Annotated in this window: 10 protein-coding genes; 3 read left to right on the forward strand and 7 right to left on the reverse strand. The window is 38.7% G+C overall.

Going from position 1 to position 12937, the window contains the following annotated elements:
- The first annotated feature begins 59 nt into the window (after nucleotides 1-59).
- On the forward strand, nucleotides 60-902 hold the full coding sequence (locus QUD05_RS03350; RefSeq protein ID WP_289794859.1) for a tetratricopeptide repeat protein: 843 nt from the start codon (nucleotides 60-62) through the stop codon (nucleotides 900-902).
- 130 nt (nucleotides 903-1032) lie between these two features.
- On the opposite strand, the gene QUD05_RS03355 is transcribed toward QUD05_RS03350, so the two are convergent.
- Both QUD05_RS03355 and QUD05_RS03360 read right to left on the reverse strand, forming a co-directional pair.
- Nucleotides 1033-2688 (reverse strand): sodium:solute symporter family protein, encoded by a 1656-nt coding sequence (locus tag QUD05_RS03355; protein ID WP_289794860.1) that lies wholly within the window; start codon nucleotides 2686-2688, stop codon nucleotides 1033-1035.
- 9 nt (nucleotides 2689-2697) lie between these two features.
- Entirely contained in the window at nucleotides 2698-2952 is a 255-nt protein-coding gene (locus QUD05_RS03360) for a DUF4212 domain-containing protein (RefSeq protein ID WP_289794861.1), read from the reverse strand.
- Nucleotides 2953-3751: 799 nt separating this feature from the next.
- Here QUD05_RS03360 and QUD05_RS03365 point away from each other — a divergent pair.
- Nucleotides 3752-4375: a site-2 protease family protein gene (locus QUD05_RS03365; protein WP_289799869.1), complete on the forward strand. Its 624-nt coding sequence runs from the start codon at nucleotides 3752-3754 to the stop codon at nucleotides 4373-4375.
- A gap of 96 nt (nucleotides 4376-4471) precedes the next feature.
- Here QUD05_RS03365 and QUD05_RS03370 read toward each other — a convergent pair whose 3' ends face one another.
- The 4 genes from QUD05_RS03370 to QUD05_RS03385 form a co-directional block, all read right to left on the reverse strand.
- Nucleotides 4472-5863 carry a hypothetical protein gene (locus tag QUD05_RS03370; RefSeq protein ID WP_289794862.1) on the reverse strand — a complete coding sequence of 464 codons (1392 nt, stop codon included), beginning with the start codon at nucleotides 5861-5863 and terminating at the stop codon, nucleotides 4472-4474.
- A 427-nt stretch (nucleotides 5864-6290) separates the two neighbouring features.
- Nucleotides 6291-7961 (reverse strand): phosphatidylglycerol lysyltransferase domain-containing protein, encoded by a 1671-nt coding sequence (locus QUD05_RS03375; protein ID WP_289794863.1) that lies wholly within the window; start codon nucleotides 7959-7961, stop codon nucleotides 6291-6293.
- A 58-nt stretch (nucleotides 7962-8019) separates the two neighbouring features.
- A complete protein-coding gene (locus QUD05_RS03380) occupies nucleotides 8020-8928 on the reverse strand; it encodes an alpha/beta hydrolase (protein WP_289794864.1) in 909 nt (302 codons plus the stop codon).
- A 273-nt stretch (nucleotides 8929-9201) separates the two neighbouring features.
- A complete protein-coding gene (locus tag QUD05_RS03385; RefSeq protein WP_289794865.1) occupies nucleotides 9202-10176 on the reverse strand; it encodes an alpha/beta hydrolase in 975 nt (324 codons plus the stop codon).
- A gap of 142 nt (nucleotides 10177-10318) precedes the next feature.
- On the opposite strand from QUD05_RS03385, the gene QUD05_RS03390 reads away from it, so the two are divergent.
- The gene (locus QUD05_RS03390) at nucleotides 10319-11260 is read left to right on the forward strand and encodes a lysylphosphatidylglycerol synthase domain-containing protein (protein WP_289794866.1); all 942 of its coding nucleotides are present in this window, start codon (nucleotides 10319-10321) and stop codon (nucleotides 11258-11260) included.
- Between the two features lie 215 nt (nucleotides 11261-11475).
- Here the strand turns inward: QUD05_RS03390 and QUD05_RS03395 are convergent, their stop codons facing one another.
- Nucleotides 11476-12804, reverse strand: a complete 1329-nt coding sequence (locus tag QUD05_RS03395) for an IS701 family transposase (RefSeq protein ID WP_289794867.1) — start codon at nucleotides 12802-12804, stop codon at nucleotides 11476-11478.
- Nucleotides 12805-12937 lie beyond the last annotated feature (133 nt).

Genomic DNA, 12937 nt, shown 5'->3' on the forward strand with positions numbered 1-12937 from the left:
TTAAAATCTAGATTTTGGTACTAATTCCGTTCTGGTGTTATGGCAGTTGATATTAACTTATGAGACGGCGTTTATTTGGGCAAAAGCGAACCAGGGTAAATACTTTATTTACCATAGCTATTTTTACTACATTGACTGCAATTAGCAGTGTTTCTTGTAGTAAGAATGACAATGTATTGGTGACAGAAATAGGAGTTAGTCAACCTAGCCGTCGTTCAGCTACAACATCCAGAGGTGGGGAATTTTATCTTCAGGGAAAGAATCAGCATTTAAACGGCGACTTGCAAGCTGCGATCGCTTCTTACGGTAAGGCAATTAGTCAAAATTCTCAATATGGCGCTGCCTACAACGCGCGGGGACTAGCCTACTTTGATTTGGGAGACAAGGAAAAAGCGATCGCAGATTACAATCAAGCACTCCGCATCAACCCTAACGACGCCGAAGCCCACAATAACTTAGGAAATGCCCGCGCCTCACTGGGAAACAACAGAGAAGCAGTTAAAGATTACAGTGAAGCAATTCGCCTGAATCCCAACTATGCCGAAGCTTATAATAACCGAGGAAATGCCCGCGCCAGCAATGGAGACAAAAAAGGGGCAATAGACGATCTCGATCAAGCGATTCTCCTTAACCCCAAATATGCGATCGCCTATAATAACCGAGGAAATGCCCGTGCTGCCAATGGAGATTTCAAGGGTGCGATCGCAGATTACAATCAAGCCATTCGCCTAAATCCTAACTTTGCTCCTGCCTACAATAACCGAGGAAATGCCCGCGCCAGCAATGGAGACAAACAGGGGGCGCTCAAGGACTTACAACAAGCAGCAAACATTTTTCAAAGTCAAGGTAACAACGATTTATACCAACAAGTGATGAATAACATCAAAGAACTTGGGCAGTAGTGGGATTGAGGAGCAGGGGAGCATGGGGGCAGGGGAGACAAGGGGGAATTATTGAACAAGTCTCTCCCTTGTCTACGTTGTCTCTTGTCCATGCCCAATGCCCCATGCCCCATGTCCCATGCCCAATGCTCTATTCTTCAATCAATGGGGTGCGCAGGTTTTCTACCATCGCTTGAATTTCTGCTGGAGGAGGTGGTGTTAGGCGCGAAACTACTAGGGTGACAGCAAAGTTGATTAGCATCCCCAAAGTACCAATTCCTTCTGGAGAAACCCCAAAAAACCAAGGTTGCATACCGCCAAACTTGACGCCGACAATGTAGATAATCGTAAAAATTAAACCCGTCAACATACCGGCGATCGCACCTTCTGAATTGGTGCGCTTGTCGAAAATTCCCAAGAAAATCACCGGAAAGAAACTAGCGGCGGCTAAACCAAAGGCAAAAGCCACTACCTGACTCACAAATCCTGGCGGATTCACCCCAAAATAGCCGACGAGAACGAGGGAAAAACCTACCATGATCCGCCCGACAAACACCCGTTTTTGTTCTGAGGCTGATGAATCTATGATCCGGTAGTAGATATCGTGGGCGATGGAACTGGAAATTACCAGCAATAAACCTGATGCTGTAGACAAAGCAGCAGCCAAACCGCCAGCCGCTACCAAGCCAATCACCCACGGAGGCAGTTTAGCTACCTCTGGGGTGGAAAGCACGATGATATCTGGGTCGATCTTTATTTCATTAGTCTCCTTATTTGGAGTTAACTGGAAACGCCCATCCTTATTTATGTCATCAAAAGCCAACAGTTTAGTTTTTTCCCACTTGGTCGCCCAGTCTAGCTGTTGCACTTCTGCAACCGTATGATTATGCAAGGAATCGATCAGGTTGTAGCGGGCAAACATCGACAAGGCTGGAGCGGTTGTATAAAGAATGGCAATAAATAGCAATGCCCAACCAGCAGAAAAGCGAGCTGCACGCACGCTTGGTACTGTGTAAAACCGAACTATGATATGGGGTAAGCCAGCCGTGCCTACCATCAAAGCAATGGTAGTGAACAGCACATCTAGCATCGACTTGTTCACAAATGGCTCAGTATACTGCTTAAACCCCAGGTCAACCTGAATTTGATTGAGTTTTTCTCCAATATTACTGAAGGTAAATGCTAGTTGGGGAATAGGATTACCAGTGAGAAACCAGGCGATCGCGATCGCTGGAATCAGGTAAGCAAAAATCAACACACAGTATTGTGCTACTTGTGTCCAGGTAATGCCTTTCATCCCCCCTAACACAGAGAAAAAGCCCACGATCACCATACCGATGATCACACCTGTATTGATATCTACTTGGAGGAAGCGGCTAAAAACAATCCCCACACCCCGCATTTGTCCAGCAACATAGGTGAGAGAGACGAAAATAGCTGCAACTACTGCCACCAAACGGGCGATATTAGAGTAGTAGCGATCGCCTACGAAATCTGGCACTGTATACTTACCAAATTTCCGTAAGTAGGGAGCTAGCAATAATGCCAGTAGTACATAGCCTCCCGTCCACCCCATTAAATAAATAGAACCGTCGTAACCCAAAAAAGAAATTAGCCCCGCCATTGAAATAAATGAGGCTGCGGACATCCAGTCGGCGGCGGTGGCTGCACCATTAGCAATTGAGGGTATTCCTTGACCTGCTATAAAGAAGTCTTTACTATTTTCGACTCGTGATTGCCAACCAATATAAATGTAGACGACAAAGGAAAGTCCAACTAATACAATAGTCCAAATTTCAACTGACACGCTTTTTCCTCACTTCTTGATATTGTATTTGGCGTCTAGCTTGTCCATTTGAAAGGCATAAATAAAAATCAAAGCCACAAATACTAGGATTGATCCTTGTTGCGCCATCCAAAAGCCAAAGGGTACGCCAAAAAACCGTATTGCATTCAAAGGTTGAACCAACAAAATACTGAAAACTAGGGAAACCAATGCCCAGACAATTAAAAGATTACGAATTAAAGCAGTATTAGCACGCCAATAAGAACGGCGCTGATCTTCATCCATTGTTGTTCATTATGATTGCGTTAGTGCATCAAAATAATACCAAGAAGCCGTTAATATCCTGTCTAATGACTGTATTAATTTTTAAATTATTTAGTAAATAATATTTATTGCAATGGTATTAAATATCACTAAGCAATAAATGACTAAGAATTACTCTCTGGTCAGTTATGAACAAAGATTGGTTAATGAAGCTGAAATATTTAATAAGTGATTAATAATACGATAGCTTTATATACTAGAAATTTAATATGCATTACGTGTTTTTAACTATGATATAAATGCCATTAAATGCTAAAAAAGACTATTTAAATTCATAAAAGCAATTTATGAGCATAAAAATGATTAAATCTTCTTTACCAAATATACGAATAATTACTATAGGCTTTTACGTAGTTATTTTAATAACATTTATATAACGGGTTTATTACTACACTAGTGAAATATAGTAATTTATGATACAAGCGCTGTCTTAGCCAGCTTTCCGATATATTGCAGTCGGTATAGATGAGAACTTATATCATCGTGGCAAGAAAAACTGATTTTAAGCAGATACCTTGCTTTGTGATGTTTACTAAAGGTTACGCCTATGCTGATTTCAACTACCTGATTCCCTTCATTTTCAACAACCAGTGTCTCCAGAGATTTTTTAACCAGTCTTGGAAGCCGTATAAAAGTAACTTACCTAATTTATTTACGACCTCGATTTTCAAAGCTTGTAGTTTTGAAATTGGGTAACTTTTTCATGCGTGTCTTCCAAAAGCGCGGATTTCAGCTTCAAACATACCATGAGCCAGAATATATGTTTATTGAAACACTCATCACAGAGCCGATTCATTTTTTTAGAATCGTTGCCATTGTCATATTTTCCATCACTTTGCATGAACTTGCTCACGGCTGGGCTGCGATGAGTCAGGGAGATAACACTCCACAGCAGACTGGTCATCTGACGCTGAATCCTGTAGTTCACATGGGCAAAGAATCAATTATCTTTCTCTGTCTTATGGGTATAGCTTGGGGACAAATGCCTGTCAACCCATCTAAGTTTCGCTCTGGTAAGCTAGGCAATATTTTGGTATCGGCAGCCAGGCCATTATCAAATCTGGCTTTAGGTGTTCTATTTATTATGGTGCTGAAATTTCTTTCTAATCCAAGTCTTTCAGAATTTTTAAGTGAAGATTTTTTTTACTTAGCAGCTCGGATTAATTTGACATTATTTTTGTTTAATCTTTTGCCAATTCCACCACTTGATGGATTTCATGTTTTTAGTGAAATTTTTCCTAAGCTAAAGCCACTGCAATATACCCAATTTGGACTTTTTGCAATGATGCTTATATTCATAATTCCAGAATTTGGGATAGGACTGGCTAGCTTTGCTGATTTAGTTATACAGTCATTGCTTGGAGAAGAGTCAGCAGCTTTTTAAGCAAAAATAGATTATTTATATAGTAATCCTATTTTATTTGTGATAATTATAAGCCATAGATCCCCGACTTCTCAAAGAAGTCGGGGATTTTTTGCATCACAAATGATTTAGGTTAGCCATATTTTTGCTGTAATATTCAGTCTTGGTATAAATGGTGATAATACTATCACCAACTGCAAAAAAACTACCTTCTTGCTCATCTTTAGAAAATTGCAAATTTGGGTATTTAGCAACAGCTTCATCAGCAGTCATGGCTTTGGCTTCCATTTGATCTGGCAATAGTCCAGTAGAACCAATATAAAATACCAAGGGAGATATTTTATATTGGTAGATATTTTCTGCATATTGTTCTAACTTTTTATTTGCCACTGTTAAAGCTGCAACCATTTCTTCTTTATTTATCTGCTTACCAGTATGTTTATCCTGCAATAACTGCGCTAAACTATCAGCACCAACTTTCTGAAGAATACCTCCAACAATACCATTTTGCTCAATCCCAAGAAAATCATCAAAAATTGGTTTCATCAATTCGTCAACTTTTGTAATCTTGGTGCGTGATGAAAGTAACCTATGCCTAACAGCAATATTCTCATGAAATGCCATCTCAAAACTTGGTTTCATGATAATTTCTCCAGTTTCTTTGTCATAAAAACGATACATTCTATTGAGAAACTTGTTAGCAGAAGGTAACTTACTTAGGTTCAGTATATCTTGACTGCCAATATCGATTTTATAACTCAACTTTGATTCAAGAGTACCATTAGCTAAAGCTTCGCTGATGTCAGTATATTCATTGGTTGTCGGAAAGTTGATGTAAGTATTTTTAGACAGATAGTGCTTTTTAAACTCATCTAACTGCGCCTCGATAAATACATCTGATTCCTTTTTTAAGTGAGCAGAAATAATACTATTCAGTACTTTAATTTCTGCTAGTTCATTGAATAGTCCATCAATACTGTTGTAACGACTATTAGCAGCTACAAGTGGCAAGTTATCTAACTGAATGGTATATTCTGCCCGAAAGTCAAATTCTTCTGCGTCCAGTATGCCTTTTTGTTTGAGTAAGTCAAAGGCTTTCTTACTGCTAATTTTGACTTGTAATGACTTTACATTGATTTTGCCGTCACTTACAATCGTGTAATTATTAAAGGTGTTGAGGTCATTTATTAACAAGCCTGCTATTTCAATAGTAGGAGTTTGGTCTTCAAATTTGGCAAGTTTAACTCTACGTTTTACAAGCATATTGATAGTAGCAGTGTTGCGGCTAAACTTAAACTCGCCCATGTCAACGTACTCAGCATTATCTATATATTCTGTTGTTAACCAAGGTTGCAACAGTTCTCCATTTTCGTTTCTAACACCTCTAATACGCTTAACACCTGTTCTTTGATAATGTTCTTGTAAGTGCTTGATATTGACGATAATATTGTTACGGTATTGTGCAAAAATTTGGATTAACTCTACTAGACAAATTTGATTTTTTGCCATATTGCCACCTTCCAGATAAAGGTCAAGAATCTTTTCAAACTACTGTGACTGAAGTCTATTACTTTGACCAAAGAATTTGTTACAAATGTGTAAATTTGAAGGGTAAAGTAGACAAGAATTTTATTACGAAACTTTGTACACAGTTTTGTAAATTCGTGGATAATTGAGGGTTTAAGTTTAAACGCTTATGCGTTTCATCTTCCTGTAGGGTAGGAACGCAAAGTTTGGCTACGAACTTAGGCAAAGTTATATTTTGCGTTGTATACTTATCCGATATTTATAACTTATAGTACAATTGTATCATATAAATGCCCAGTTGTGTAGGCATAGCCCACTGTAGGCATCGATTGATATATCTGTTCCTAACCGCCTGAAATATCCAATTCAGGGGAACAGCAAGGAACCAGCACATTATTTTTTCGCACATTTAGGCTCCGGGTTTGAAATAATCAAAAAGGCGATCGCCTGAATCTGCACGAATCAATGCTACAACTACATCTGGTAAGGCAGCTAAACTGGGGTAAACCAAGTAACGCGGTTCCCAACGGGGACGGAACTTGTCTTTGTAGGCGTGCAATCCCTTGAAGTTGTAGAAGCGATTCAAATGCTCGTAAAGATAGTGCAATACTTTCTCCAAGCGGCGCGATTCGGGGTTATCTCCAACTCCCGCTAGCGCAGAAAGACCGAAATTAAAGCTGTCGTAGCCATTCTCTTTAAAATGCTGGAGCAGGGAAATAAATAGAAAGTCCATTGTGCCATTTTCAATGGAAGCACGATGTCGCATCATGTCAATAGTCGCTTCGTTAAGTTGGTACTCTCGAATAATGTTGGCAAAGGCGCTGATATTACCTTCAGGATTATGCACCACAGCAATCTCGCACTCTCGCAGGTAAGCTTCGTCAAACCAACCCAAAGAAAATTGTTTTTCTGAACCTTGTACCATTTTCAACCATTCATCACTCACAGGTTTGAGTCGGTGCAATAAATCATTGGCGATGGGTGGTTGGTAAAAGTCGATTTGGTATCCTAACTTAGTTAAACGACTGATTGATGGTCTAAAGTTTTTACCGGCTTTACCTTGTAAGGTAAAACTTTTTAAGTCAACGATCGCTTCCTCTCCAATCTTGAGTACCTTAAACCCCAATGACTTGTAAAGCTCTACATCATCGGGCATAGTTTGGTAAAAGCCAGGATACCAGTCATTACGCTGACAAAACTGCCAGAAAGCAATAATTGTCTCTTTGCGGTCTTCAATGGGGCCGATGGGATCTCCTAATGCGATCGCGCCCCGTCCTTTGGGAACATAAGCAATTACACTATTACCCGAAGGACTGAAATAATAACTTTTATCATTTAAGAGTGTGAGCGCTGCTAAAGAAGAACATCCATATTGCTCGACAATTTCTTTAACTCTGCGTTGCTCATTTATAGTTGTTAGATTGCGCCAAAACACAGGTTGCAAGAGCATTACTATTGCATAAGTAATAGTACCTGCGGCAATAATATAGATAGAATTAGCAAAAAATTCTCCAAATCGGCTCTTTGGTTGCAGTCCCCAGTTATCTTCGGTGAAGAACATCGCCAAAGTCTGAACTATCGCTTCGCGCCAGTTAAAATTTTCTGAAAATTTGCCGTCTAACAAGTAAAATCCAATCGTTCCGTATGCCAGGGTAAATAATAAAGCGCCTATCAGCACTCTGACTCCCCGTGCAATGGAAGGACGGTCTGATTGCGCCGTGAAAGAATGGCGCATCAAGATTAATTGCACTAGTAAAACTCCAGAGAGTAGACTTTCTTCATAGTCCAGTCCCTTCAGCAAGTGGCTGCAAATGGAAATTACTAGTAAAGCAATGGTCAGTAACCAGGCTATTCTTTTCCGGCGTAATAAATTAGTAGCAAGTGTTAATAAAATAAATCCAGTCAATGCTGCAAATATATGACCACTGGCACGAATTTCAAATGGTAAAAATTCCTTTAACCAGTGAGTCCGCCCATAGAGGTTAGGTGTCACTGCTGATAATAAATTTACTACTCCGACTAAACCTGTTAGGAAAACTGCACTCCAAAGTCCAATCTGAGTTTTTAAATTATTTGTCATTTTTCGTTAGTAGTTAGGAGTGAGGAGTTAGGAGTTAGGAGTTTTTAATTTTTAACTCTTAACTCCTAACTCCTAACTTTTTAAACTGTTCCCCTACATAGGAGAGTGAATCTTTAAGATGTTTGTGAAAGTAGTTCCAACCTACATTAGCACCAGACAAACCATGACCTCCAGGAAATGCATAAAATACGTGAGCAATGCCTAATTTATTTAAGGTTTCGTTGAAGGCTTTGGTAGAGGCTAACAAATTAGGATCGTTCACACCTGCATCTAGGTAAACACGCAATCGCTTCCTATCTTTAACTGGTAGCTGTTGCACAATTTGTTGAGGACTATTTTGTGAACCGCTATCATCAGTAAAGTAACCGCTATGGCTAAACAAAATCTGAAAGTTGTTGAGATAGCGCAATCCAATATTAAATGCACCCCATCCTCCAGAAGATAGACCTCCTAGTGCCCAAAATTGGGGTTCTTCCAAAGTGCGGTAGCGCGACTTGACAACTTGTACTAATTCTGAACCAATCAAAGTCCCTATTTTGCCATTCGGCCCATCAAAGTAATCGGGGTCGTATAAAGGACTAGAACCGCGATTATCATTACCATCAGGTGTAATCACAATCGATGGCGGTAATTTTCCACTTTGATAAAGTTCATGCAATACGTCTAAAAGTGCGTATTTATCAGCATAGGCACGAGCATCATCATGACCCCCGTGTAGTAAGAATATCACAGGGTAGCGCTTTTGGGGATTTTTATTATAACTAGGGGGCAAAATCACGCCGTAGTTACGGACTGCACCCATCGCTTGGGAGTTGAAGGTTGCTAATTGAAACTTTAGCCCAGTATTTGCCTCTTTTTTGGGTGGGTCTAGTTGTGGCGCACCTAAGATGAATACATAATAATAACCTGCGCTCGTGAGGAGTGCGATCGCTCCTACTAAGCCAATTAAAAATTTAGAAATCTTCATATTCTTTATATTCTTTTAACTTAAAAAATTACCTCCATTAGAACTTACTATAATGAACATTTTTAAAATAGCAGTATAATTTTGAAAATGTGGTTTTCAAGTATTAAATGGTTGGTAAAATAGTATTATTTATTATACTAGTAATCTCTCAAGTTGAAATTGATGGGGAAGCAAGTTCGTAGTAAGGACTTTAGTCCTTAATTTTCCAAGCACTAAAGTGCTTACTACAAACTTTTACTTACTTACTTTAGAGACTGTACTATGGATTTTTAATTATTTTGAGCATTTTTTATGATTAATACTTAAAGTTTTATCAGCCAGATTTGCTGTTTCTGAAGCTCGAAATTGTTCGCCGACAAATGTTAATGAATCTGCTAAATGCTTCCGCCAGTATTGCCAAGTGTGACTGCCAGGAAACTGACGAAATGAATTATAAATTTTAAGTTGATTTAGTACTTTACTAAATCGCTCGGCTTCCTTGAGTTCATCAATATCTGATGTACCCGAATCCAGGTAGATTTTTAACCTTTTTTGAGCTTGTATAGGAATGGTTTTGATATAAAATATTGGACTATTCGTCGGGCCACTTTTATCTTGAAAATAACCACTATGACTAAATAAAATCGAGAAACGATCCAGGTTATGTAATCCCACATTCATTGCTCCCCAACCACCAGAAGATAAACCACCTATCGCCCAAAAATCTGGATTATTTATTGTCCGATAACGGCTTTGCACAACTTTTACTAACTCATCGCCCACGGCTGTAGAGACTTTACCATTAGGGCCATCGATATATTCGGGATCTCGGTACGGACTAGAGCCACGTTTGTCGTTGCCATCTGGTGTAATGATGATACTGGGTGGCAACTTACCTGTAGTATAAAGTTGTTCTAATGTCTTGAGAGCTTGTCCCTTATTCTGAATAAACCAATCACTGGGATTACCATGTCCACCGTGGAGGAGAAAGATTACAGGATACCTTTGTTTGGGGTTTTGCTCGTAGCCAGGAGGTAAAGAAACGCCATAAGTGCGACTTGCACCCATTGCTTGACTATCGTAAGTTTCAATTTTATAGGTTAGGGGAGTTTCTGAGTTGCTAGTATTGCGCTGGATTGGAACAACGGAAGGCGTTGTTTGTAAATTCTGCTGTTGCGGTGGTTTTGCAACGACACTTTGGTAAAAATTACAGCTAACTAGAGTTAATACTGAAAATAGCAAGAGAGTTTTAGATTGTTTGTAGTTCATCTTTGAAGGAAATTGAGCATGGGGTAGTCGTTGCTTGTTTTCAAAATCTTATGCAAGTGATATGTCAACGCTGTGTCAACAGAATGGAAACTTTACGACTGGTTATAAATTAAAAGTCAAGGTTAGGATAAGTTTCTTCACTATGCTTAAAAAGCTGCAACTAAATTTCAGTTCTTTGTTTGGCTTGTTGCTGCTGGTGCTTTCCCTATTGGCGATCGCAAACGAATTACGTCAGTATAATTATCGTGATATCCTCAACTCTCTAGCTGCTATTCCCAAAAGTCGCGTAAGTTGGGCAATTTGGCTGACAACTTTGGGCTATCTAGTGATGATTGGGTACGATATCTTAGGTTTTAACTACATTAATCGTTCTTTAAGCTGGAATAAGATAGCTTTCACTAACTTTATTAGCTCTGCATTTAGTAATACCATCGGTTTTGCCTTACTGACTGGCAGTGCTATCCGTTATCGATTTTATGCTAGTTGGGGAGTTTCAGCAGTTGCGATCGCTCAAGTAATTGCTTTCGCCAATTTCACCTTTTGGTTAGGGATGTTTGCTGTTGCAGGTTTCTTATTTATCATCAACCCCCTGAAGATTCCCACTCAATTACATTTACCTTTTGCTACTGTACGTCCCATCGGCGTAATTTTTCTGCTATTAGTTGCAGCTTATTTACTAGGAAGTATTTTTATCAAACAACCATTAATAATTCGCGGACATGAATTTAGATTTCCTTCTTTTAAAATCTCCTTGGCTCAAATAGCAATTTCTAGTTTTGACTGGATTCTTGCAGCAGCAGTTCTTTATGTTTTACTTCCTAGCAATATATCTTTGTCATATTTAGACTTTTTGGGAATTTATTTACTAGCGATGTTTGCAGGTGTGGTTAGTAATGTTCCCGGTGGTTTGGGAGTATTTGAAACTATAATTTTGCTGATTCTCTCCTCAAAAGTTTCGGCGGCGGCAGTTTTGGGTTCAATGTTAGCTTATCGGGGAGTCTACTATTTCTTCCCTTTGCTAGTAGCAGCAGGTTTGCTCGGAATTTATGAAATTAGATTTAGAGCCAGAAACTTACAAAAATGAATCAACTATAGCAGGAGGCAGGTGGTCACTGAGCGTAGCCATACCCCTTCGGGGAAGCAAGCTACGCGCAGCGTCTCCGACACGAGAAGTGAGGCAGGAGGTAAAAGTATTACTATTTCTAGCTTTCATGCTTTCAAAATGTCCTAACCTGTGTGACTACGGCTATATCCCTCTTCTGTCACTTTCCGGAATAAGCAAGTAGTAAATAAGTTAAATTATCCAGAACCATAACCAGGTTTAAATTGATTCATTGCAGCAATTAAATGATTGAATCCTAGCAATAAGTGTGAATTAGGGAAAATGCTTAACCAGGGATAAATCAACCAAAATAGTAAGAGTGGTTGGATAATTAGACGCAGATTATTTAAAGTATTTTTCCATCCGTATTCGCGGTTCCATTGCGGATGATTAGAAAAATCAACATCACTATTTTCTTCTGCCTCAGTCTCAATGTGACGAGATTGATTTAAGCCTAAGAAGGCGGGAGAATTTAAACTAATCATCGTGTAAACACAAAAAATAATCTCCCACCACCTCTCAATATGTTGGAAATTGGTGAAACGGTAATCTGTCCAGCCTAGTTCCTGTTTACACTGCCGAAAACCATATTCTACCCAGGTTCTTAATCCATATAAGTCGCCTAAAGTTTTCTTGAGATTACCTTGAAGATTTGTCATCACAAAAGAAGTAGAATTTTCTGGCATGGTTTCTGGATCAGTAGTTATTTCCCAGTAAGTTATGGCTCTTTTTTTACCATAAATTATTTCCCTAATGTATCTAACTTCTGATTTTTGATTGCTAAATGTTCTCTCAAATTTACACCATTTATTCGCCCTAACCCTTTCTCCTGCTGGCAACCAAACTCCATGATTACTTCTAATTGATACAACATAAGCTAAATTATATTCAGCTATTTTTCTAATAAATTGACTACTTTCACCATATAAGCTATCAGCCAGTACTAATTCAATATTAAACCCTGATTCAATTAGCTCTGTAATAATTTCTGATGCTAACTCTATTTTCGTTTTGTATTTATCTGACTCCTTTAGTGTTCCTTTTGGTTTAAATACTTTTACAATTAATGGAAAAGTTATATTAGAGTAAACTCCATAAGCATTAACTGAAACTATCCCATTATCTATCTTCCCCACGCTTCCCAAATATTGTCTAGCCACATAATCAGTCTTTTTACCTTTTTTTCTATCTCCGGTTTCATCTATGACTACTGTAATTGCTTGACCATCTAATTCTTTCTTCAATCTATTTAATCTTCGTTGTTTTAACTTATTTACTGACCAATCTGAATTGGCTAGAAAATGATGTAATGACTGAGCTGAGTTAATACTTACAACTTTCGCTATCTCTGGTAATGATTTTCTTTGAATTTGGGACATTATTCCCAGATGTAAATATTTGAAGCACTCATAATTTCTTACTTCTCTAAACAGGTCTTTATACTCTGCACAATATTCATCTATGGTGGCAACTGTTGGGTGAGCATCTCTTGCCAAATGTTTCAAGATTTGTAATTCTACATCCATTGACCTACTTACCTTTCAGGGTTTTATTTTTTTATTCTTTTATTCAGAATACCCGGAAAGTGACAGAAGAGGGATATGAAGTCTAGTTTCAGTATGAACACTAATAGATCCCTGACTTCTTGAAGAAGTTAGG

The organism is Nostoc sp. GT001 (genome assembly GCF_030382115.1).
In the GTDB taxonomy this organism is placed as follows: Bacteria; Cyanobacteriota; Cyanobacteriia; order Cyanobacteriales; family Nostocaceae; genus Nostoc.

Coding starts and splice junctions, on each gene's coding strand:
- QUD05_RS03390 (WP_289794866.1), top strand. CDS start 10,319: ATGCTTAAAAAGCTGCAACTAAATTTCAGTTCTTTGTTTGGCTTGTTG.
- QUD05_RS03365 (WP_289799869.1), top strand. CDS start 3,752: ATGTTTATTGAAACACTCATCACAGAGCCGATTCATTTTTTTAGAATC.
- QUD05_RS03360 (WP_289794861.1), bottom strand. CDS start 2,952: ATGGATGAAGATCAGCGCCGTTCTTATTGGCGTGCTAATACTGCTTTA.
- QUD05_RS03385 (WP_289794865.1), bottom strand. CDS start 10,176: ATGAACTACAAACAATCTAAAACTCTCTTGCTATTTTCAGTATTAACT.
- QUD05_RS03395 (WP_289794867.1), bottom strand. CDS start 12,804: ATGGATGTAGAATTACAAATCTTGAAACATTTGGCAAGAGATGCTCAC.
- QUD05_RS03370 (WP_289794862.1), bottom strand. CDS start 5,863: ATGGCAAAAAATCAAATTTGTCTAGTAGAGTTAATCCAAATTTTTGCA.
- QUD05_RS03375 (WP_289794863.1), bottom strand. CDS start 7,961: ATGACAAATAATTTAAAAACTCAGATTGGACTTTGGAGTGCAGTTTTC.
- QUD05_RS03350 (WP_289794859.1), top strand. CDS start 60: ATGAGACGGCGTTTATTTGGGCAAAAGCGAACCAGGGTAAATACTTTA.
- QUD05_RS03380 (WP_289794864.1), bottom strand. CDS start 8,928: ATGAAGATTTCTAAATTTTTAATTGGCTTAGTAGGAGCGATCGCACTC.